Here is a 23,428-nt window from a genome sequence, read left to right as displayed (position 1 = left end):
CCTCGGCACCTCCGGCGCGCCGGGACACCGCGGGCACCACACGCCGTTTCCCGACATCCCCAGCGGAGACCACCATGGAATGTGCGGCGTCCAGCGCCCAGCAACGGATGTACTACCTGGAGGCGGCGACCGGAGCCTCGACCGTCCACCACCTGCCGGTGGCCCGTCTGATCAGCGGCGACCTGCGGCCGGACGACCTCGCCTCCGCCGCGCAGCGCCTGGTGGACCGGCACGAGGCGCTGCGGACCCGTTTCGCCCTGCGCGACGGACGGCTCACCCAGGTCGTGGACACGGCCGCGGCCGTCGACTGGCGCTGCGACGAGCCACCGGGAACCGAGCGGGAGCCCCTCCCGGACGACGCGGTGCGCCGGTGGACGGAGACCGAGCGCGACCGCCCCTTCGACCTGACGGCCGGTCCCCTGTTCCGTGTCCGGCTGCTGCGCACGGGCCCTCGCCGGTGGCTGCTCCTGCTGTGCATGCACCACATCGTCGGCGACGGCTGGTCGGTGGGGCTGCTGCTGGAGGAACTGTTCACCGCGCAGACGCGTCCCGCCCTGCCCTACCGGGTGTTCACCGCCGACCAGACCGCGTTCCTGACGGGACCGGACGCCGAGCGGGAACGGGCCCACTGGCGCGACAGGCTCGGCGACGGGCCGCCGCCGCTCGCCTTCCCGCCGCCCCTGACGCGGGGCGCGCCGAGCGGCGTCCACGGGTTCGCCCCGCCCACCGAGGTGGCCGAGCGGCTGCGCGCCCTCGCCGCCGCGTCCGACACCACCCTGTTCGGGGTGCTGCTCTCCGCGTACGCGCTGCTGCTCGGCCGGTACACCGGCGTCGACGACGTGGTGATCGGCACGGTGGTGGCGGGTCGGACCGAGGCGCGCTTCGACGGGACGGTGGGGCTGCTGGCCAACACCGTCGCCCTGCGGGCCGACGTCGGCGCGGACCGCGACTTCCGCTCCTTCTGCGTCGCGGTGCGCGACGAGGTGTTCGCCGCGCTGGAGCACCAGCGGCTGCCGTTCGACGAGGTCGTGACCGCGATCCGCCCGGAGCGCGGCACGGACGGTTCCCCGCTGGTGCGGGCCGCGTTCACCCTGCGCCACGCCGAACCGCCCAGAACACCGCGCCCCGGGCTGCGGGTCGAGGAGATCGACGTACCCGTCACGGAGGTGAAGTTCCCGCTGCTCCTCGACGTCCTGGACGAGGGGCGAGGCGTGCGCTGCACCCTGGAGTACCGGGGCGACACCCTGGACGAGGCGACGGCACGGCAGTTCGCCGAGCACTACGTACGGCTGCTGCACGAGGTCGCCGAGCACCCGGACGTCCCGTTCTCCCGGCTGGAGATCGTCGCGGCGCCACCCGCGCCCGCCCTGGACCCGCCCGTGGTGACGCGGTGCGCCCACGAGATGTTCGCCGATCGGGCCGCCCGGCGTCCGGAGGCCGTCGCCGTCGTCGCGGGCGACCGCACACTGACGTACGGGGAGCTGGAGCGGCGGGCGAACCGGCTGGCGCACCGGCTGCGCGAGCACGGGATCGGCCCGGGGACGCCGGTGGGTCTCCATGTGTCGCGCTCCGCCGACCTGGTCGTGGGGCTCCTGGGGGTGCTCAAGGCGGGCGGTGCGTATCTGCCGCTGGACCCGTCCCACCCGCCGGCCCGGCTGCGGCGTCTGGCGGCCGACGCGGGCCTGGGTGTCGTCGTCACCGACAGCGCCCTGCCGGGATTCGCCGGGGAGAGCGTCGCCGTGGCCGACCCCTCGCTCGCCCGGCACCCGGACACCGCGCCGGACACCGGGGTGACCCCGGACGATCTCGCCTACGTCATCCACACGTCCGGGTCGACGGGCACGCCCAAGGGCACGCTGGTGCCGCACCGCGCCGTCGTGCGGCTGTTCTCCGCGACCGACCGGTGGTTCGGCTTCGGCGAGGACGACGTGTGGTCGCTGTTCCACAGCCACGCCTTCGACTACTCGGTCTGGGAGCTGTGGGGCGCGCTGCTGCACGGCGGACGGCTGGTCGTCGTCGACGCGGACACCACCCGGTCGCCCGAACGCCTGCACGCCCTGCTCCGCCGGGAACGGGTCACCGTGTTCAGCCAGACGCCGTCGGCGTTCGCGCAGTTCATCCGGTACGACGCGGACGCGCCGTCCGGACTGGCCCTGCGCCGTGTGGTCCTGGGCGGGGAGGCGCTCGACCCGGCGGTGCTGCGCGGCTGGTTCGCCCGGCACGGCGACGACAGCCCCCGGGTGATGAACATGTACGGCATCACGGAGACCACCGTGCACGCCACGTGCCGCCGGATGACCGCCGCCGACCTGACCCGTCCCGGCAGCCCGATCGGGGTCACCCTGCCGGACCTGCGCGCCCATGTCCTGGACCGGCGGGGCCGCCCGGTGCCGCGCGGCGTCGTGGGGGAACTGTGGCTGGAGGGTGCCGGGCTGGCCGACGGCTACCTCGGTCTGCCGGGGCCGACCGCGGAACGGTTCGTGGAAGGGCCCGAGGGCCGCCGGTACCGCACCGGTGACCTGGTACGGACGCTGCCCGACGGGGAGTTGGAGTACCACGGGCGGATCGACGACCAGGTCAAGATCCGCGGGTTCCGCGTCGAACCGGGCGAGGTGCGGGCGGCGCTCGCGGCGCTGGACGGGGTGCGGGAGGCGTACGTGGCGCACCGCGACGGCCGGCTCGTCGGGTACGTCGCGGCCGACGCCGGAACCGGCGCCGACACCCTGCGGCGGCGCCTGGGCGAGCGGCTCCCCGGCCATCTGGTCCCGGCCCATCTGGTGGTCCTGGACCGGTTGCCGCTCAACGCCAACGGGAAGGTCGACCGCTCCGCCCTGCCCGATCCCCTGGAGCGGGCCGTGGGCCCGCACGCGGAGCCGACGACCGGGGCCGAGGCGGCGCTCGCCGCGATCTGGCGGGACGTGCTGGAGCGGACGGCCGTCGGCGTGGACGACAACTACTTCGCGCTGGGCGGGGATTCACTGCGCACGGTGCGGATCGTGGCCCGCGCCCGGGAGACGGGGCTGCACATCGACGTGGCCGACCTGCTGCGGCATCAGACGGTGCGCGCGCTGGCGGCCGTCGCCGTCCGCGCGCCGGTGTCCGGACCGGACCCGCACGAGCCGTTCGCCCTGCTCCCGGCCGAGGACAGGGACCGGATCGGCCCCGGGGTCACGGACGCGTATCCGATGACCCGGCTCCAGTCCGGGATGTTCTTCCACAGCGAGCGCTCGGGGCTCTACCACAACGTCAAGGCGTACACCCTGCGCGGCGCCTTCGACGCGGACGCCTGGCGGGAGGCCGTGGCCGGTCTGACGGAGAACCACGAACTGCTGCGCACCTCGTTCGAGCCGACCGGGTTCGGCGAACCGCTCCAACTCGTCCATGACCGCGTGCCGTTGCCGTTGACCATGGAGGACCTGCGGGACGTGCCCGACCGGCGGAAGCGTTCGGCGGCCCGGTTCGCGGCCGAACGCGGCACCCCGTTCGACCCGTCGCGCCCACCCCTGATCCGCTTCCACCTCCAGCGGCTCACCGACGACCTGACCCGGCTGTTCGTCACCGAACACCACGCCGTCATGGACGGCTGGAGCGAACGCTCCCTCCTCGTGGAACTCCTCGCCCGGTACGCCCGGACCGGCGTACGCCCGCCGCCCGTCGCCCGGTTCCGCTCCTACGTCGCCCTGGAGCGGGCCGCGCTCGACGACGCGGAACCGCGGGAGTTCTGGACCCGGGAGCTCGCGGGCACGACGCTGACGGAACTCCCCGGCCGGCGTTCCGCGCGCGGCGGGATCACGATGCGTTACCTGGAACGGCCCGTCGCCGCGGACCTCTCCGAGGGGGTCACCCGTCTCGCGCGCGGCCTCGGAGTGCCGGTGCGCACGGTGCTCCTCGCCGCCCATCTGCGGGTCATGGGCCTGCTGTCGGGAACGGACGACGTGGTCAGCGGCACGGTCTGCCCGGGCCGGGTGCCGGAGCCCGACGGGGACCGGGCCATCGGACTGTTCGTCAACACCCTGCCGCTGCGCCTGGCCCTGACCGGCGCAGGGAGCTGGAGGGACCTCGTCCGCGCCACGGCCGAGGCCGACCTCCGCGTCCAGCGGCACGTCCACTACCCCCTGGCGGAGATCATGCGGGTGACCGGACGCCCCGCCCTGTTCACCACGTTCTTCAACTTCACCCACTTCCACGTCGAGCGCGAACTCCCGCCCGGCACCCCCGAGATCGTGGCGGAGGAGGGGTCCGCCGACGCGGACATCCCCTTCGGCGCGGAGTTCTCGCTGGACAGCGCCGACGGCGCCCTGCGCCTGGGGCTCCGGTGGGACGCGGACCGCTTCACCGAGGACCGGATCGCCCTCACCCACGACCACTACCTCGCGGCCCTGCGCTCCATGACCGGGCAGCCCGACTCCCCGTACGCGGACGATGTCCCGCTGGCGCGGCAGGAGCGCTCCCCCGCACGACACCGGGGCGGGAAGAACCCGCCACGACACCGGGGCGGGGAAAACCCGGGGCGGGACCGGGGCGGGGAAAACCCGGGGCGGGACCGGGGCGGGGAGAACCCGGGGCGGCACGAACCCGCCCTGCTGCACACGCTCTTCGCGGACCAGGCCCGGCGCACCCCCGATCTGGCCGCGCTGCGGCACGAGGGACACGCACTCACCTACCGGGAGCTCGACGCCCGTTCGGACCGGCTGGCCGCCGCGCTGGTACGGCGGGGCTGCGGTCCGGGCCGGTTCGTCGGGCTGGTGCTCCAGCGGTCCGCGCTCCAGGCGGTCGCCTTCCTCGCCGTGCTCAAGGCGGGCGCGGCCCATGTCCCGCTGGACCCGCGCGATCCTCCCCCGCGCCGGGCCGCGCTCGCCGAACGGGCCCGTCTGCACCTGACGTTGACGGAGGACGACGTGCGGGCGCTGGAGGCGGAGGCAGCGGCGGAACCCGGTGGCGCTCCGGCGCCTCGGCCGGCCGTGTCGGCGCAGGACCCGGCCTATCTCATCCACACCTCCGGCTCGACCGGCGAACCCAAGGGGGTCGTCGTGCCGCACGGAGCCGTGGGCAACCTGCTGTCGTGGCTGCGGAGCACCTTCGCGCTGTCGCCCGGGGAACGGGTGCTGCACCAGACGGCGTGCACGTTCGACGTCGCGGTGATGGAGCTGTTCTGGCCGCTGACCTCGGGCGGCACGGTCGTCGTGGCCGGACCGGACGTGCCTCGCACTCCCGGCGCCCTGTCCCGGCTGGTGCGCGCGGAACGGATCGCCGCCGCGGTCTTCGTGCCGTCCGCGCTCGACGCGTTCCTCGACGACCCCGACGCGGCCGAGGAGACAAGCCTCACCCGCGTGCTGTGCACCGGCGAAGTCCTCCCGCGCCCGCTCCGGGACCGTTTCCTGGCCGCTCTCCCCGACACCGCGCTGTTCAACCTCTACGGCCCCACCGAGGCGGCGGTGGAGGTCACTTGGTGGCGCTGTGCCCCCGGGGACGGGGACGCCGTGCCCATCGGCCGCGCGGTCGACGGCGTCGCTCTGCACGTCCTGGACCGGCACGGCCGGGACGTCCCCTTCGGGGTGGCGGGTGAACTGCACATCGCGGGGCCCCAGTTGGCGCTGGGCTACCACCGTGACGCCGAGGCGACCGCGCGCTCCTTCCCGCTGATCCGCCTGCCCGACGGGACCACGCGGCGGGTCTACCGGACCGGCGACCTGGTGAGGCGACTGCCCGGCGGCGCACTGGAGTTCGTGGGCCGCGCGGACCGGCAGGTCAAGATCCGCGGCTTCCGGGTGGAGCCGGGTGAGACGGAGGCCGCCCTGACCCGGCACCCGGCGGTCCGCCACTGCGCGGTCACGGCCGACGGCGACCGCCTGGTCGCGTACGTGACCTGGGCATCCGGCGACGAGCAGGAGGCGCCCGACCGCGTCGCGGGACAAGCGCCGCCCGAGCCGTGCGAGTTGATCCGGTTCGCCCGGACCCTGCTGCCCGAGCACCAGGTCCCCTCGGTCGTCGTCCCGCTGGACCGGATGCCCCTGACCCGCCACGGCAAGCTGGACCATGCCGCGCTGCCGCGCCCCGACACCGGCCGCGCCACGTGGACGGCGCCCAGGACTCCCACGGAGGCGCGGGTGGCGGCCGTATGGGAGCGGGCCCTGCGCCGTGGCCCGATCGGGGCGCACGACGACTTCCTCATGGCGGGCGGGCACTCGCTGGCGGCCCTGCGGCTGATCGGGCTGCTCCAGGAGGAGTTCGGGGAGCGGCTGCCGGTCGGCGCGGTCCTGAACCACTCGACGCCGGCCCTCCAGGCCGCGCTGCTGGACGGCCGGACCGGCGAGCGCGACCCCCTGTTCATGGTGCACCCGGTCGGCGGGACCATCCTCTGCTACCGCGAACTGGCGGCCTCGGGAGTTCCCCTCCACGCCCTCGGCATGTCCCGCGCGCTGGGATCCGTGGAGGAGGTGGCGCAGGTCCACCTCGCGGAGATCCTGCGGGTCCGTCCCGAAGGCCCCTACCGGCTGGGCGGTTGGTCCTTCGGCGGGGTGGTCGCCTTCGAGCTGGCGGCGCGCCTGCGGGCCAGGGGCGAGAAGGTGACGCTGCTGGCGGTCCTCGACAGCGCCTTCCCCGGTGGGCACCCGCCGTCGGAGGCCGAGACGCGCGAACGCCATGCGCGCGAGGCGCCGGACTCGGACTTCGCGGTCTTCCGGGCGCACCTGCGGGCGCTGAGCCGGTACCGGCCGCCCCGGTACGACGGCGGGCTGCTGTTCCACCGCAGCAGGGACGTCCCGGACGCGGACGTACGGCGCTGGCGCGACCGTGTGACGGGCGACTTCGAGGTGCGGGAGGTCGACACCGACCACCAGGGCCTGGTCCGGCATCCGCGCGTGCTCGCGGACCTGGTCGAGGAGACGAGCCGCTCATGAACCCGCCTCCGCGGCGCGGCTCCGCCTTCCGCCATCTGTGGGCGGCCCAGACCGCGTCCCAGTTCGGCGCGAACGTCACCGTCGTCGCCCTGCCGCTCGTCGGTGCGCTGACCCTGCACGCCGACGCCATGGAACTGGGGCTGCTGAGCGCGGCGGGGACCCTGCCGCACCTGGTGGTGAGCCCTTTCGCGGGGGTGTGGGTGGACCGTCACTCCCGTCGGCGGCTGCTCATCGGCGCCGATCTCGTGCGTGCCGCACTGCTCCTCGCGGTGCCCGTCGCGGCCGTGTGCCAGGTGCTCTCGCTGCCCCTGCTGGCGGTGCTGGCCCTGCTGATCGGCGCCCAGGGCGCGGTGTCGGACGTCGGGTACAGCGCCTGTCTGCCCACGCTGGTCGCCCCCGAGGACCTGGCCCGCGCCAACGCCCGGTTCGAGCTGACGGCGTCGGGGGCGACGATCGTGGGCGGTTCGGTGGGCGGTGCGGCGGTCCAGCTGCTCACCGGGCCGTGGGCGCTGCTGTGCAACGCGGGGGCCTACATGCTGTCCGCGCTGTTCACCCGGCGGCTTCCCGAGGAGGGGCCGGCGCGGCGGCCGGAGGGACCACGGCGGAAGGACGGGGCTCGGACGGCCCTGTGGGAGGAGATGCGGATCGGCGCGGCCTTCGTCGCCCGCAGCCGTCCGCTGCGGGCCGTCACCCTCGCCACCACCGTCTTCAACCTGTTCCTGTTCGTGGGCGAACCGCCGCTTCTGGTGTTCCTCACCCGCGACCTCGAACTCCCGGCGTCCTGGATCGGCACGGTCTACGCGGCCTCCGGTGCCGGTGCCTTCGCGGGCGCGCTGGTGGCGGGCGGCGCGGCCCGGCGGCTGGGCACGACGAGGACCCTGTGGGCGACGCTGGCCCTCGCCGGCGCCGCGGGACTCGCGGTGCCGGCCGCGGTCCTCGCGCCCGGCCCGGCGGTGCCGTTCCTGGTGGCGGGCTCCCACTTCGTGACGAGCGCCCTCGTCATCGTCTTCAACGTCACCCAGCGCACCCTGCGCACCACGCTGACCCCGGCGGAGCTGTACGGCCGGGTCAACGCCTCGATCCGCACGGTCGTCCTGGGGGTGGCGCCGCTCGGCGGACTGGCCGGCGGCTGGCTCGGGCACCGCGCCGGGGCCCCGACGGCCATGCTCGTCGGGGCCGTCGGGATGGCGGGGGCGTGTCTCCTTCTGCTGCCGCTGCGCACCGCGCTGCCACGCCAGGACACGGTGCGAACCGCCACGGCCGTGAGGCCCTGACCCTGATGCCACGGCCGGTCAGACGACGCCCGTGCGGGCCACCCTCGTTCCCGGGGGCCGCGCACCGACGACTCAGGCCGCGGACCGCCTGGCCGCGCCGCGGCGCCGTGCGCCGTCGGACCTGGGCCGGTTTCCGGACGAGGTAGAACGGCTCTCCGCCGGCCGGGGCCCGGGCCGGGGCGGGAGCTGCGCCTGTGCGGGCGCCGCGCCCGGGCGTGGCCTGGCCGACTCCTGGACGGCGAAACTGCGGACCAGTTCGGGCAGGGCGTACCCGCCGGGCTGCGGGAGGGACTGCAACAGGCAGGCGTCGACGAGCCCTTCGAGCGCGTCCTCCGCCTCGGCGGCGCTGACACCCGCGAGCCGGGCCGCGGTCCGTTCGTCGATGCTGCCGGTCGGCGCGGCGCGCAGGGCGAGCAGCATGCGCTGCTGGGCGGGGCTCAGTCCCCGGTAGCACTGGCCGATCCCGGTGGCCACGCTGCGGTCGGCGAGGGTGAGTTCTCGCAGCCGCAGGTCGTGGCGGCGCAGCCGTCCGACGGCCTGGGCGAGGCTCCAGGCGCGGCGGCTGTTGAGCCGGGTGCCCATGATCCGCAGCGCGAGCGGGAGCCGCCCGCAGACGGCCGCGAGGTCACGGGCCTCGGCGGTGTCGGCGATCCGGTGCGTGCCGATGATGCTGCCGAGGAGCCCGACGGCTTCCTCCTCGGACAGCGGGCCGAGATGGATCGGGACGGCACCGTCGAGGTTGCCGATGACGGTACGGCTGGTCACCACCACGAGACAGCCGCCGGTGCCGGGCAGCAGCGGGCGTACGGTCGCGGTGTCCATGACCCCGTCCAGGATCATCAGCACCCGCCGGCCCGCCACGGCCCGCCGCCAGGCGATCAACCGTCCGTCGAGGTCGTCGGGGACGTCCGCGGCGGGTGTGCCCAGGGTGAGCAGCAGATGCCGCAACGCCTCCGCGAGGGTGGGGGGTCCGCTGTGCGGGGTGAGCCCCTGGAGGTCGAGGTGGAGCCGTCCGTCGGGAAAGGCGGCGGCCAGGCGGTGGGCGGCGTGCACGGCGAGGGCGGTCTTGCCCACACCGGGCATCCCGGTGAGGGTCACGATCGTCGGGGCCCTGTCGGTGACGGCGGCGCCGAGGGCGAGCAGGGCGTCCAGTTCCCGGCGGCGTCCGGTGAAGTCCTTGAGGTCGTAGGGCAGACTGCCGTGGTCCTGGCCTCGGCCGGCGGACCTCACGGAGGTCGTCCCCCCGGCGGGTGGGACGTCTCCCGCAGTGCCGGGCGCCGGTACGAGAGCGGGTTCGGACCCGGCCCCGTCGCCGGACGGGGACCGGAACCGGCGCGGGGACCGGGTCTGGGGCTGGAACCGGGGCTGGGGTCCGGAGCCGAATACGGGCTCGGGTGCGGAGCCGAGTACGGGCTCGGGTTCCGATGCGGCCTGCGGCTCTTCCTCCCTCTCACGCTCCTGCTGGGGCTCCCGCGGCTCCGGTTCAGGAAGCGTGAGGCTCGGATCGTCCCGAAGGATGCGTTCCTGGAGACGGCAGAGGCCGGTGCCCGGCTCGATGCCCAACTCGACCAGTTCCGCGCGCCCTTGAGCCATCACCGTCAGCGCGTCCGCGCGCCGCCCGATCCGGTAGAGGGCCAGCATGAGCCGCTCCCGCAGCCCTTCGTGCAGGGGATGGGCGCTGACCAGTGAGTACAGGTCGGGCACCAGTGCGCGCGCCTCGCCGCGCAGCAGCCGCAGGTCGACCAGCCGCTCGGTGGCGATGAGGCGCCGTTCGTCGAGGTCCCGGCCGCCGGAGCCGACGACGGCGCCGCTCAGTCCGCTCAGGGCACGACCGCGCCACAGGTCCAGGGCGTGGGAGAGATGTTCGACGGCCTCGTCGGCGCGTCCCTCGGTGACGTCCGTCCCGGCACGGACCAGCAGGGTCTCGAAGGTACGGGCGTCGAGCTGGCCCTCGCTCAGCACGAGCCGGTAGCCGGGTGGTTCGGTCAGGATGCGCACGGAGTCGGGAAGCCTGCGGCGCAGGTTCCAGATCATCTTGCGGACCTGGTTGCCCGCCGTGTACGGCGCTTCCTCGTCCCATACCGCGCGGATCAGACGGTTCACGGGAACGACCCTGTCCGCGTGGATCAGCAGTGTCGCCAGCACGTGACGCTGTCTGACGCCGCCCGGGTTGACCCGGCGATCCCCGTCCCACACCTCCAAGGGGCCGAGCACCTTGAACACCGGTCCGTGCGCGGCCTCGGGATCCGGCTTCGGGAGTTCGTGCTGGGGCATGGGCGTCTCCGGCCTCTGGTACGTCCCCGGCGTGCGTCGCCGTGGTGTGTCCGGCTGTTGCCGGTCCTCCACGATCACCGGGGCGGACGGCCCGAGCCATGCCGCAGCCGCCTCACCGACCTGCACGGCAGCAAGGTAACGGGGGTGCGAAAAGCCCTGATCGGTGACAAGTACCGCTTCACGGACAGGCTTTCGGGGCGAGGACCCGTTCCCCGGCCGCCTCCTCCCGCACACCCGGCAGGCGGTGACGGGACATCAGGAGGACACCCCGGTTCCCTTCCGGTTCCGGCACCTCTCCCCACCCTCTCGTTCCGCGCGGCTCCTCGCCGGGCACGGCAACCCGACTCGGCAGCTCCCAGGCCGTTCGCGCCTCCCACCCGCCGGCGCACCCATCGCGGCCACCTGTCCGGAACGACTACGGAACGTGTTGACCTGGCTCCGACGGGTGGCTAGCGTCCCGCCGACGGTGCCTGGCGCACCACGGGTGTCACACAAGGGAAGGGTGGTCCGACGGCATGGGCGACCGGGTCGACGTCTGGGTAGAGAAGAGCATCGCCGGCCATCCGGAGAGGGTCGCCGTCACGGACTCCTCGCGGGATGTCACGTACGGCGAACTGGGGGAGGCTGCCGAAACGATACGCCAGATGCTGGCGGAGGCGGGCGTCCGGCCCGGCGAGCTGGTGGGGATGCGCATGCCGCGCGGCTGGCGGGTCTACGCGGCGGTGCTGGGCATCTGGCGGCACGGCTGCGGCTACGTGCCGGTGGACCCGTCCTATCCGCAGCCGCGCCAGGACTTCGTCCTCGCCGACGCCGGGGCCCGTACCGTGGTCGAGCCCGGCCCCGGCGAGGGCTTCGCCCTGAGCACGCGGCCGGCGGCGGACCCACCGGCACCGGCCGCGCCCGGCGGAACCGCCTACGTCATCCACACCTCGGGCTCCACGGGCCGCCCGAAGGGTGTGGTCATGTCGCACGAGAGCCTGGCGGCCTTCCTCCTCGGCTTCGTGTCGTCGTTCGGCCTCGGCGCCGACGAGGTCTGGGCCCAGTCCACTTCCCCCTGCTTCGACGTGAGTCTGGCGGAGTCGTGGGCTCCGCTGGTGACCGGCGCCCGGCTGCTGGCGGTGCCCGAGCAGGCGCTGCGGGATCCGCGCCGTCTCGCCGCCCTGCTGGCCGAAGAGGGGGCGACGGTCCTGAGCCAGGTGCCGACCGTCTTCCGCTATCTGCTCGACGCCGCCGAGCGGACCGGCGCGTCCTTCCCCGCGTTGCGCCGTGTGCTGCTGGCGGGCGAGCCGGTGGAACCGGCAGTGGTCTCCCGCTGGGCCGAGCTGGGGCTCTCCCCCGACGCCACGTACCACAATCTGTACGGCCCGACGGAGGGCACGGTCTACGCGACCTGGCAGGAGCTGACCCCGCAGACGCTGGCCCGGCGGGACGCCCCGGGGACCCCGATCGGCGGCGCCCTCCCGCACGTCGACGTCGACCTGCGGGCCGACGGACGCCCGGTGGCCGACGGGGAGACCGGAGAGATCTTCCTCGCCGGAGGTATCGCGGACGGCTATCTGGGGCGCCCCGAGCTGACCGGGCGAGCGTTCGTCCGCGATACCGACGGCCGCACCTGGTACCGGACCGGGGATCTCGCCGTCCGGGAGGCCGACGGCACCCTGCGCTGTCTGGGCCGGGCCGACGGCCAGGTCAAGGTGCGCGGCATGCGGGTCGAGCTGGGAGAGATCGAGAGCCGGCTGCTCTCCTGCCCGGGGGTGTCCTCGGGTGCCGTGGTGGTGGTGCCCAGCCCGCGCGGGGAACCCATGCTGGTCGCGTGCTTCGTCCCTCGCGACGAGGCCGACGACACGCTCGCCGAGCGCCTGCCCGCCGAGTTGGCGGCGTTCCTGCCGACGCACATGGTGCCCGCCAGGTTCCTGCCGCTGCCCACGCTGCCGCTCACCCTCAGCGGCAAGCTGGACCGCGGCGCGTTGGAGAAGACCGCCGGCGCCCGCCGCCACCGCACCCGGTGACGCCAGTGCCCGCCACACCTCTCCGGGGCCGCCTCTCCGGCTCGAATTCTTTCGAACTACGCCTCTCACACAGTCCGTTCACACCCGTTTCGCCCACTTCGCTCTTTTCGCTACCCGTTCGTCTTTGCTGTCGGACAGGTTGGTGAGCACCTTCCCCCATGGTCTGCGAGTCGCGCTCTGGAGAACCTTGAGTCAGCGGGGATCACAACCCGGAACCTCCGCACTTATCGCCAGAACACAGGAGCAAAAGTGAAAGTCAGCCGTCCCGTCACCACAGTGATCGCAGTCGCGCTGCTCGCCCTCGGCGCCATATCCGGCGCACAGAGCTCAGCCCTTCAGTCCGCCGTCGCCGTAGTAGTCGCCGGCGACAGCGGCTGGGGCAGTGTGGAGCCCCCCGTCGCACTGGACCAGCTGCGCACGGCGAACCCGACGGACGACAGCGGCTGGGGCTGAGCCGGGCACGCGGGGTGCTGCGCACATCCGGAAGACCTCCGGCACGCAGGTTCCCCGCACCTCCCGAGAAAGGACCAGTCCGCCCTTCCGCCGGGGGCGGGCCGGCCCGCGTCAGGGTTCCCCCGCGACGAGGAAACACGGAATGGACATACGTCGAACGATGGTCGCCGAAGCTCTCGCATCACTGAGCGTCCGTGAGCGTGAGGTCCTGCGACACCTCGCCGACGGCCTCACCTACACGTCCATCGCACGCCGGATGGACCTGAGTCCCCACACCATCGACACCTACCTACGCAGGATCCGGGAGAAGTCCGGAGCCCGGAGCCGGGTCCATCTGCTGCGCCTCGCCATCGCCGCGGCCGAGCACCATGAGCAGGATCAGGACCAGAACCGCACGACACCTCCTCAGGCGTGAGGAGCAACCGCCCGGTGGGGCCGACGGTCACGGACAGAGACCGACCGTCGGCCCCACCGGGCGGTTGCGTGCCGCCCGCCCCGAACTCCCGCACAACCCGCTGTGTGGCGCGAACACGTGACTACATGTTTCGTGACGCGAACGCCACAATGCCTCTCACACCGCCGTCGGACGGCAGCGGGACATCTGGGTCCCGGAGGAAGCGAACGAAGACGAAGCCGACTCGACGGTGCCCACAAGCCCCTCGCAAGGGATCGGGCCGACGCGAGATCGGAGAGTCAGAGCTGTGCCTGAGCCCAGACGGCTGGTGAAGCCGCTTGAGTCCTTTGTCCAGGAGTTGGCGCTGTGCGTCGCGACCAACGGGGACCGGGGACCGGCACTGCTGTGGCCCGAGGACTCCGAGACGCTGCCGGAACTGCTGCGCATCGCGCGAGTCGCCTATCACCAGGAGCGCTGGCCCTACGCCTCCGACGCTGCACCGCCTCGGCCGGACACCTGTCCACAGGAGCCCGGCTCCCCGGGAGAGGAGACGGAACCGCTGCTGCTGGCCGCGGCGCTCGGATCGCTGCTGGAGCTGAGGGTCCGCCCCTCCTTCCGGTTCATGCGCTCCATGTCGGTCGGCGCACAACAGGCGTCGAGCACGGTCGAGTACATCGTGACCGTGCTCGAAGGCGCGTGCCGATGCAGGCTCACCCGCACCGACGGCACTCCGGGAAGCACCGTGGACCTGCGCCTTCGCGCGGGCGGGACACTCTTCGTGCCCCGCGACCACGCCTACGCCCTCCTGGACGTCCACACTCCGACGGTCCTGATGGAACTCCTGCTGGGCGAGCCCGGCTGACGCTCCATCAAGCACACCTCATCAAGAACCTGTTGGCCGTACGTGGCTACTCGTCCTGCGGACCGGTGTCCTCGCCGTCGGGATCGTCGTCGTCCAGCAACCCCCGTGTCGCGACGGCGAATCCGGCCTGGAAGCGGCTCTCCGCCCCCAGGGTCTGCATGATGTCGGCGATGTGCTTGCGCGTGGTGCGCAGCGACATGCCGAGGCGCCGCGCGATCGTCTCGTCCTTCCGCCCGGTCGCGAGGAGCCGCAGGATGGTGCGGTCGAGGTCCTTGGCCACGGCCTCCAGTCCGTCGGTGGCCGCGTCGGAGAACGGCTGAGCCTCCGTCCACGCCTGCTCGAAGAGCTCGCACAGGAAGTGCACCACCGAAGGCTCGCGGATGACGACCGCGCCCCAAGTCCCCTTGTGATCCGGCAGGAAGGCCAGTTCCCGGTCGAACACGATCATCCGGCCGAAGAGTTGGTGGGCGGTGCGGTACTCCGCTCCGAGGGCGCTGGCCATGGCGACGTACGCCTGGCTGGGGCTGTTGAACCGCGCGGTGTGGTGGTAGAGCGTGCGGATCCGCACGCCGCGGGCGAGCATCTCACCGTCTCTGGCCAGCGCGTCCTTGAGCACCTCGGGTGCCCGTGTGCCGCCCGGCTGGACGGTGATCATCTCCTCGCGGCACAGTTCGGCCGCGCGGTCCAGGGCGACCCGGACCTCGGGCAGCGCGGGAATGGTGTCGAGGGGAGCGGGGGTGGCGCGCTGTCCCTCCTCGTAGTGCGAGGAGAGCTGGGCGAACTGGTCGCGGAAGGCGCGCAGGGAGATCTGCTGCTCGCGTATGGATCTCTCCAGCGGGGCGGTGGCCAAGGCGGCGGCCAGATGCGGGTCGACCGCCCTCATCACCTGGTCGTCCTCCGCGTGCCGCTGGAGCAGGCCCATCTGGAGGAGCGAGTCGACGGCGCGCTGCACCGAGGCTTCGCCGAGCGCGAGTTCCGCGGCCATCCGGGAGAGGTCGAACTGCCGGTGCAGGGCGAGCCATCGGTAGACGGCCACCTCCTCGGCACCGAGCCGGTCACCGACATCGAAGGGCTGGCTCTTGGCCTCCTGCCTCAACGCCGTCCCCTCTCCGTGACGAGTAACGCGGGAACGCCGCACACGCCGCCGCCTGTTCCCGGGACCGGCTCGTGGGGCGGTGGCGGCGCGAGGGAGGACGGGCGGTCCGAACGGCGGCCGGGGAATCGATTCGCCCGGTCCTGACCGGCGCGTTCGGGAACCATGTGACCTCTGCGGCCTCTGTGCGAACAGGAGGCGACTCGCGTCGAGCCGAACCGGTCGGCGACGGTCATGGGTGGCAAGGCGTCTCCTCCGTCGGGGTCGAGAAGGTGTCGTGTGGTCATCGCATCCGTTCCCCAGGTCGGCCCGCATGCACCGGACGGGCCGATAGTCCGACGAGTGTTCACCGCGTCGTCGGCGAGAGCCCTCCGGCCCGGCACCGCACGACACAGCCGACCGCACTGGAGACGTATCGGAAACTTCCCCAACGCAGCCCGGTCCAGCCTCACTTGTCGCCAAACCCACCCCCGGTCGACACACCGCCACCGGCCCTCACCGGTGGTCGCCCGTGCCGCAACCGGTCCCTCGCTGGGCAGAGACAACCATAGCGTCCTGGTAGGCAAGCGGACATGACAATGGCCGCCGCCCGGCGCGCCGCGCGGCGGGCACCCGCGACCTCGTCCCCACCCCGGCGGGGAGCGTCGGGGCGACCGACCGAAGTCAGCCGATCCGGACGCCGAGGTCGTGACGTGCGGCGGGATCCGGCACGCCGCGCGAGGGGAGCGCGCGGGTCCCCGGAGCAGCCGTGCGCCGAGGGTGGATGTGCCACTGGCACGTCACCTGACCTGCCCGGATTTATTCCGGCACGAACTTTTAACCTTTCTTTCCCATGGGGACCGCCCACCCCATTCGAAGTGCTGAAAGAGGGAAAACGATCGAGAAAGCCGGTTCGCCGGACGCACTGAAACCATTGTTCCGAGTGTGACACGAGTCAAATGGCAGCCCTCGTTCGATTCCGGACACGCTCAACTCGTTGATTGACACCCGAACTTGTGCACGGGTAGGGTCCAGCAAACAATTGGATCGGCTGAGATCGGCGACCGAGACCGTCGGGATCGCAAGACATTCACGGGCGCATTCGACACGATCAACTCGGTTCCCGCACAGTTGTTTTGGATTCCCTGCGGCTGCACTCCCCGCATTGACCAGCGGGGACCGCCTGTTCATGACGGCCGAACACTTCAGCGCGACCTACGGGGGCGATGCGATGTCCGACAGCGGCATGAACCATTCCGAAGTGTTTTCCTCCTCTTTCCCTTTCGGCGCATCTTGAGGTGACGGCCGGCGGGGGCCATTCACACGGCCCTCGGATTCCACAGGGCAGCGACCGCCCTGTCGCTTCGGACGCCAATACGAGCGAATTCCGTTGTCCCGGGCAGGCCCGAAGAAATTCTGATTCCCGCGGGCGGTTCCGCCCCTCCCCCATGAGCCACCGCGCCCAGCGGTCGGACAGGACGGCGATCCACGGAAAGGAGGCAGCTCATGACGAACGAGGACTTCCTCGGCTCCCGCGAAGCGGGCGAGGCCGCGACCAAGTGGTGATCACCGCGTGACATGCCCGCTGTACCGGGTGGCCGGCAGACAGCCGCCCGGTACTGCGCCACCCGGCACTGCCGCACGACGAGAGGGGAGACGCGCGTGTTCGAGGATCTGGTGGGCGAGGCGGATCTCGACGGGCTCCAGGACCGTGCATACGCGGCCCGGCTCGGCGAGTTGGAGGAGCGGCTCGGCCGGCAGCCCGGTTCCGAGGAACTCCTGCGCGAGCTGGTGGGGTGGAGCACCGGGCACGGCGACTGGAACATCCGCAGGATCGCCGTGGAGACCCTCGCCGCGCGCTTCACGGACTCGGCGGCGGCCCGTGAGGCGATCTGCTCCGCCACCCACGACGACGTCGACTGGGTGGCGTTCACCGCGATCCGGGCGGCGGGCCGTCACCGGTTGCCCGAAGCCGTCGAGCACATGATCAGGATCTCCGGGTGGCCCAGCAATTTCACGCGCCCCGGATACGCCCGCAAACCGGTCGGCTGCGGGGCGGCCTTCACCAAGAAGGCGCTGCTGGACTTCTTCGGGTCGAGGGATCCCGGTGAACTGCGGGCACTTGAGGACTCCCACTTCGCGGACAAGCACGCGAGTGTGGCCGCCGCCGTCCGCGAACGCGACCTGCGGGACGCCGTCCTCGTGCCCGCCGGACCCTTCGTCGCCGGCGCGAACTCCACCGAGGTCGGCCCCTTCCAGATGGACAGCGGCGACAACCCGCTGCGCGCGGTGGAGCTCCCCGCGTTCTGGATCGACCGCACGACGGTCACCAACGCCCGCTACGACGAGTTCCTGGCCGACGCACGGGGGACGAGCGAGTTCGCGCATCCCGACCAGCCGGAGGACAAGGACCACACCCCCGCCCACCGGCGTGATCCGCGCTTCAACGAACCCGGGTTCCCCGTGGTGGGCATCGACTGGTACGACGCCTGGGCGTTCGCCCGATGGGCGGGGGGCCGGCTGCCGTCCGAGGACGAATGGGAGAAGGCCGCCCGCGGAACCGACGGCCGCCGCTACCCGTGGGGCGACACCTGGGACCCCAAGAGGGCCCAGTTCGTCGCCTCGGCCTACGAATGCGACACCCCGGCCGACCTGGCGGCACTGGAGGAGCTCCTGGTCGGCACGCGCCTGGACCAGCCGGATCATCCCGTCGTCGCCGCCGACGCGCTGCCCGAGGGGGCGGGGCCCTACGGGACGCTCAACATGGCCGGGAACGTCTGGGAGTTGACCCGTACGAACTTCTTCAGCCGGTCGGACATGGCCCCCTTCTTCAAGGGCCGCAGGAGCAGCGAGTTCATGAACCGGCCCGAGGCGTTCCACGTGCTGCGCGGCGGGACCTGGACCTCGCCGCCCGTCTGTCTGACCACGTTCTACCGCGGCAAGGACCTGCTGACCGATCGGCACAACGAAGTCGGATTCCGGTGCGCGTACGACGCGACCGGGGAGGAGGCACGGCGTCATGGATGAGCGGCTGGCGGACGAGGCCGCCGTACGGACCGAGGAGCTGAAGCAGGAACTCGTCGAGGCGATCCGCCTCTTCGCCGTCCTCGGGTACAGCGAGGGGATCGCCGGACACATCAGCGTCGGTGACCCCGGCAGGCCGGGGCACTACTGGGTCAATCCCTTCGGCCTCGACTTCCATCAGGTGCGGCCCAAGGACCTGCTGCTGATCGACCCGGACGGCGAGGTCAGCCGGGGACGCGGCGCGCTCAACCCGGCCGTGGACCCGCTCCACGGCGAACTGCACCGCGCCCGGCCGGACCTGACAGCGTTCGCGCACACGCACTCGCCCTGCGGCAAGGCGTGGTCGGCCCTGGGCCGCGTGCTCGACCCGATCACCCAGGACGCGTGCGCCCTGTACGGCCGGCACCACGTGTACGCGCGGTACGACGGTCTCGTCAACGACCGTCAGGAGGGCAAGGCGGTGGCCGCGACGCTCGGTTCGGGCAGCGCGGTGATCCTCCAGAACCACGGCTTCATCACCGGCGGGCGCTCCGTCGCGGAGGCCGCCTGGCTGTTCGTGACCATGGAGCGGGCCGCGCAGGTCCAACTCCTCGCGGAGGCGGCCGGGAAGCCGGTGGTCGTGCCGCACGAGGTGGCCGAGCCGACCGCGGCGACGCTGGCCGGCCTGGAGTACGCCGAGTTGCAGTACCGCAATCTGTACGAGTCGGCGGCCGGGGGGCGGCGGCCATGAGGGTGGGGCTGACCTTCCTGCCCACGGTGGGCCCGTCGGAGGAACCCGCGCAGGACTACTACGCGTCGTGTCTCCAGGTGTGCGAGACGGCGGACGCGCTGGGCTTCAGCCATGTCCGGGCCGTGGAGCACTACTTCCACGAGTGGGGCGGCTACAGCCCCGACCCCGTGCTGTTCCTCGGCGCGGTCGCCGCCAGGACGCGCCGGGTGCGGCTGGTCACGGGGGCGGTCGTGCCCGCCTTCCAGCATCCGGTCAAGCTGGCCGCTTCGCTGTCGATGCTGGACAACCTCTCCGGCGGGCGGCTGGACGCGGGGTTCGGCCGGGCCTTCCTGCCCTCGGAGTTCGAGGCCTTCGGCATCCCGATGTCGCAGAGCCGCGCCCGGATGCAGGAGGGGGTGGCCGCGGTGGAGCGGCTGTGGCGGGAGGACTCCTTCCGCTGGGACGGCGCGTTCCACCGGTTCGGTCCGCTGCCGCGGCTGCTGCCGGTACCCGTGCAGCGACCCGGGCCCCCCGTCTTCGTGGCGGCGACGGTGTCGCCGGACTCCTTCCGCTGGGCGGGCGAGCGCGGCTACCACCTGATGGTCATCCCGGTCGTGGCACGTCACGAGCGGCTCGTGGAGCTGCTGGGGATCCACCGGGCCGCGTGGGAGGAGGCCGGCCATCCCGGCACGGCCCGTCTGCACGTCAGCTACCAGTGCTACGTCGCCGAGGACGCGACGGAGGCCAGGCAGCGCGCCGAGGAGCACTTCGAGCACTACCGGACCAAACAGCTCGCCGCGTACGCCGCCTGGCGGGGCGTCACCTCCGAGCAGTACCCGGGGTACGAGCAGATGGAAGCCGCCGCCCGCGACACCCGTTTCGCGGACCTGCTCGCCGCGGGCACCGCCATCGCGGGAGACGTGGACGAGGTGACGGAAGCCCTGCGCCAGGTCGCGAAGCTCTATCCGGACGCCGAGGCCAGCCTCCACATCCGCTACGGCGACATCGGTCACGAGGAGGCGCTGCGCTCGGTGACCCTGCTCGGCTCCCAGGTCCTGCCCCGGCTGGGGTCGGCGAATCCGGACCCCTCATGACGGCGCCGCACCGGGTCGAGGACCTGGTGGCCCTCGCCGGTGCCCGTCATCCGGGCAGACCGGCGCTGTCCGGGGCGGACGGCGACCTCGACTTCGCCGGGCTGGAGCGGCGGGCCACGGACCTCGCCCGCCGGCTGCGCCCCGACGGGTCGGGCGGGCACGTGGTGGCGGTGCGGATGCCCCGTTCGGTGGAGCAGGTGGTCACCGTCCTGGCCTGCTGGAAGGCGGGTGCCGTCTGTGTCCCCGTCGACCCCGCTCTGCCCCGGCTGCGGGCCGAGCGGATGATGGAGACGGCCCGCTGCGACCTCCTGGCCGGGCCCGGCGGGCACGTCGAGTCGCTCGGCGGGCGGCAGGCCGGCACCGACACGGGGCTCGCGTACGTCTTCTTCACCTCAGGCTCCACCGGCACCCCCAAGGCCGTCGGCTCACCGCACTCCGGGATCGTCAACGAGGCACGGTGGACGGCGCGCGCCTTCGGGCTCGGCGGCCTCGGCCGGGGCAGCTGGCTCTCCTCACCGGGCTTCGCGCTCTCGCGCTGGGAGCTGTGGTCGTCGCTGGCGGCCGGGGTCTGCGTCCGGGTGGCCCCGGAGGGCACCGAATGGGACGCCGGGACGACACGGGACTGGCTGGTGGAGCAGGAGGTCGGCTGGAGCGTCGTCGTGACCTCCCTGGGCGAGCGGCTGTTCGGCCTGCGCTGGCCTTCCACCGGCGCCCTGCGGCTGCTGGTCACCGGCGGCGAGCAGTTGCGTGCCTGGCCTCGCGGACTCCCCTTCGACGTCGTCAACTCCTACGGCGTCACCGAGACGACCGGCGTCCGTGCCGTGGCCCGGCTGCCCCGCACCCCTCCCCCGTCGGGCCTGCCGACCTGCGGCACACCCATCGCGCACACCCGGCTGTACGTACTGGACGACCGTCTCGGCCAGGTCGCTCCCGGCGCCGAGGGCGAGCTGTACGTGGGCGGGGCCGGGCTGGCGCACGGGTATCTGGGCAGGCCGGGTCTGACGGCCGAGCGGTTCCTGCCCGACCCGTTCGCGGGCGGCGGCGGACGTATGTACCGCACCGGCGACCTGGTCCGGACGGACCCGGACGGGAACCTCGTCCCGCTGGGGCGCAGGGACCGGGAGACGAAGATCGACGGGGTGCGGGTGGACGTCACCGAGGTCGAGGCGGTCGCTCTGGCGCATCCGTCGGTGGCCGCGGCGGCCGTGTCGGTGTGGCGGGACGCCTCGGGGCGTGCCCGGCTGGTCTGCCACGTCGTGGCGCACGCGGGCGGCGAGGTGGTCCCGCACGTGCTCCGTTCCCATCTCGCGCTGCGCCTGCCCAGCGCGATGGTGCCGACCGCGTACCTGCGCGCGACGGCTCTCCCGCTGCTGCCCAGCGGCAAGCTGGACCGCGCACGGCTCCCCGCGCCGACGCCCGCCAACCGTCTGCCCGAACAGGGCGAGCGCGCGCTGGACGCGACGGAGCGGGAAGTGGCCGGCGCCTTCGGGACGGTGCTCGGGACCGGCCGCCCGGTCGGCGGACACGACGACTTCCTGGCCCTGGGCGGCGACTCGCTGGGGCTGTCCCGGGTCCGGGCCCTGCTGCTCCGGCGTTTCGACGTCTCCCTGCCCATGCGGCTGCTGTTCGAGAAGCGCACCCCGATCGCGATAGCGGCGGCGCTGCGGGACGGCGGGCCCGACGACGGCATCGACCGGACGTCCGAGGACGTCACCGTCCACCCCGCACGGCCACCCGCCGCGGACGGGACCGCGGCACGCCTGCCGATGACGGGCACGCAGGAACGGATGTGGTTCCTGGAGCAGCTCGATCCCACCGGCGCGCACTATGTGGAAGTCCTGACGCTTCGGCTGAGCGGGCCGGTCGACGTCCGCCGGCTACGGACCGCCGTGCAGGACCTCGTGGCCCGGACTCCCGGACTGCGCACGGTCTTCGGCGTCGACGGGACCGGCCCCGTGCGCACGGTGCTCCCCGAGGCGGACACCGGACTCCCCGAGGCCGAACGGACCTGGGACTCCGACGAGGAACTCCTGGCGGACCTGGCCGCGAACGGGCTGCTGGCACCCTTCGACCTCACCCGGGCGCCGCTGCTGCGGATGCGTCTGTACCGGAGCCAGGCCGCGCCGACCGGGGCGGTGCTGGCCGTGGCCGTGCACCACATCGTGTGGGACGGACGGTCGGCGGAGATCTTCCTGCACGACCTCGTCACCCTCTACGACGCCGCGGCGCACCCCTCCGGCCCCGCGGCGCCCGTGCCCGGCCCGCCGCCCGAGACGGGGGGCCGGGCACCCGCGAGCGGTCCGGCGACGCGGAAGTGGCTGGACGCCCTGGCGCAGACCCGCCCCCATGTGTGGCCCGAGCCCGTCGCCGCGCCCGGTGGGGCCGAGCGTCTGGGGGTCGTCGAACGCGAGCTGCCCGACGCGCTGGTCACCGGGATGAGGGCGCTCGCCGGATCGCTGGGCGTGACCCCGTTCGTCGTCGGCGCGGCCTGCCTCACGGTGGCCCTGCGACCGCTGCACGCCCACGACGAACTGACGATCACCGCGCCGGTCTCCGTCCGCACGGACGAGGAGACCGACCGCATGGGGTTCTTCGTCAATCTGCTGCCCCTGACGGTCCCCCTGCACGCGAGGACGACCGGACGCGCCCTGCTGGCGGAGGTGCGGCGGATCGCGCTGGAGACCTGGCCGCACCGGTCGGTGCCCTTCCAGGACATCGTCCGGCGCACGACCTCGGTCCAGCGGGGTCCGTCGGCGTATCCGCCGTACACACAGGTCATGTTCCTGCACAACCGGCTCCCGGGCGAGGCGACGGCGGCCGACGGGGTGCGCTGGCGGCTCGGCCAACTGCCCAGCAGGGCACCGAAAGCCGATCTGATCGTGTACTGGAACGAGACTCCCGGTGGGTGGGTCCAGCGTGTCGAGCACGACCTCGCACGGCTCGAACCGGCCGTTGCCGCCCGGCTGTCCGAGGACGTGCTCGACACGCTGCGCACCCTGGTCGAGGAGCCCGACGCTCCTCTCGCCACCCTTCCGGACCACGTCCTGCCCCCGGCTGCCGCGCCCCGGCTGCCCGAGGCGCCTCGCGACGCTCCGCTCCCGGACGCGCCACCCACCGCGCTGGAACGGCAGGTGGCCGCGGTGTGGGCCGACGTCCTCGGCGTCGACACCGTGGCCGCGCGGGACAACTTCTTCGAGCGGGGCGGGAGTTCGATGGCCGCCGCACGGCTCGTGGTCGTCCTGCGCGCACGGTTCGCGGTGCGTGTACCGGTCCGGCTCGTCTTCGACACCGACACCCTCGCCGCGTTCGTGGCCCGTCTGCGGCGGGACCACCTCGACGGCCCCGCAGCCCAAGGATGAGGAGC

12 protein-coding genes are annotated in these 23,428 nt (G+C 73.1%); 10 read left to right on the top strand and 2 right to left on the bottom strand.

What is annotated here, in order from left to right; genetic code table 11:
• Positions 1-74: 74 nt before the first annotated feature.
• Both ACIPSE_RS33365 and ACIPSE_RS33360 read left to right on the top strand, forming a co-directional pair.
• Positions 75-6,899, top strand: coding sequence for an amino acid adenylation domain-containing protein (locus ACIPSE_RS33365; RefSeq protein ID WP_401670069.1), 6,825 nt, complete (start codon positions 75-77; stop codon positions 6,897-6,899).
• The gene (locus ACIPSE_RS33360; RefSeq protein WP_401670066.1) at positions 6,896-8,173 is read left to right on the top strand and encodes an MFS transporter; all 1,278 of its coding nucleotides are present in this window, start codon (positions 6,896-6,898) and stop codon (positions 8,171-8,173) included. Before ACIPSE_RS33365 ends, ACIPSE_RS33360 begins: the two co-directional genes overlap by 4 nt.
• A gap of 72 nt (positions 8,174-8,245) precedes the next feature.
• Here ACIPSE_RS33360 and ACIPSE_RS33355 read toward each other — a convergent pair whose 3' ends face one another.
• The gene (locus ACIPSE_RS33355) at positions 8,246-10,447 is read right to left on the bottom strand and encodes a BTAD domain-containing putative transcriptional regulator (protein ID WP_401670063.1); all 2,202 of its coding nucleotides are present in this window, start codon (positions 10,445-10,447) and stop codon (positions 8,246-8,248) included.
• Positions 10,448-10,962: 515 nt separating this feature from the next.
• Between ACIPSE_RS33355 and ACIPSE_RS33350 the strand changes: the two genes are divergently transcribed.
• The 4 genes from ACIPSE_RS33350 (at position 10,963) to ACIPSE_RS33335 (ending at position 14,165) form a co-directional block, all read left to right on the top strand.
• Positions 10,963-12,456 (top strand): amino acid adenylation domain-containing protein, encoded by a 1,494-nt coding sequence (locus ACIPSE_RS33350; RefSeq protein WP_401670061.1) that lies wholly within the window; start codon positions 10,963-10,965, stop codon positions 12,454-12,456.
• Between the two features lie 249 nt (positions 12,457-12,705).
• Positions 12,706-12,909 carry a hypothetical protein gene (locus ACIPSE_RS33345; protein ID WP_401670059.1) on the top strand — a complete coding sequence of 68 codons (204 nt, stop codon included), beginning with the start codon at positions 12,706-12,708 and terminating at the stop codon, positions 12,907-12,909.
• A 142-nt stretch (positions 12,910-13,051) separates the two neighbouring features.
• Positions 13,052-13,324, top strand: coding sequence for a response regulator transcription factor (locus ACIPSE_RS33340; protein ID WP_401670057.1), 273 nt, complete (start codon positions 13,052-13,054; stop codon positions 13,322-13,324).
• Positions 13,325-13,610: 286 nt separating this feature from the next.
• The gene (locus ACIPSE_RS33335; RefSeq protein ID WP_401670055.1) at positions 13,611-14,165 is read left to right on the top strand and encodes a hypothetical protein; all 555 of its coding nucleotides are present in this window, start codon (positions 13,611-13,613) and stop codon (positions 14,163-14,165) included.
• 46 nt (positions 14,166-14,211) lie between these two features.
• On the opposite strand, the gene ACIPSE_RS33330 is transcribed toward ACIPSE_RS33335, so the two are convergent.
• Entirely contained in the window at positions 14,212-15,261 is a 1,050-nt protein-coding gene (locus tag ACIPSE_RS33330; protein ID WP_401670052.1) for a LuxR C-terminal-related transcriptional regulator, read from the bottom strand.
• Positions 15,262-16,899: 1,638 nt separating this feature from the next.
• Here ACIPSE_RS33330 and ACIPSE_RS33325 point away from each other — a divergent pair.
• From ACIPSE_RS33325 to ACIPSE_RS33310, 4 genes are read left to right on the top strand one after another with little or no spacing between them, the layout of a single operon-like run.
• A complete protein-coding gene (locus ACIPSE_RS33325) occupies positions 16,900-18,264 on the top strand; it encodes an SUMF1/EgtB/PvdO family nonheme iron enzyme (protein ID WP_401670050.1) in 1,365 nt (454 codons plus the stop codon).
• Complete coding sequence (locus tag ACIPSE_RS33320; RefSeq protein ID WP_401670048.1) at positions 18,257-18,991, top strand: class II aldolase/adducin family protein; 735 nt, start codon at positions 18,257-18,259, stop codon at positions 18,989-18,991. Before ACIPSE_RS33325 ends, ACIPSE_RS33320 begins: the two co-directional genes overlap by 8 nt.
• Complete coding sequence (locus ACIPSE_RS33315) at positions 18,988-20,064, top strand: LLM class flavin-dependent oxidoreductase (protein WP_401670046.1); 1,077 nt, start codon at positions 18,988-18,990, stop codon at positions 20,062-20,064. The genes ACIPSE_RS33320 and ACIPSE_RS33315 overlap by 4 nt, the downstream gene beginning before the upstream one ends.
• On the top strand, positions 20,061-23,423 hold the full coding sequence (locus tag ACIPSE_RS33310) for an AMP-binding protein (RefSeq protein WP_401670044.1): 3,363 nt from the start codon (positions 20,061-20,063) through the stop codon (positions 23,421-23,423). The genes ACIPSE_RS33315 and ACIPSE_RS33310 overlap by 4 nt, the downstream gene beginning before the upstream one ends.
• Positions 23,424-23,428: the final 5 nt, after the last annotated feature.

Origin of the sequence: Streptomyces sp. NPDC090106, assembly GCF_044747265.1 — a bacterium.
Classification (GTDB): Bacteria; Actinomycetota; Actinomycetes; order Streptomycetales; family Streptomycetaceae; genus Streptomyces.
Note: the sequence above shows the minus strand (reverse complement) of the source record. Positions and strands in the feature narration are given on the sequence as shown.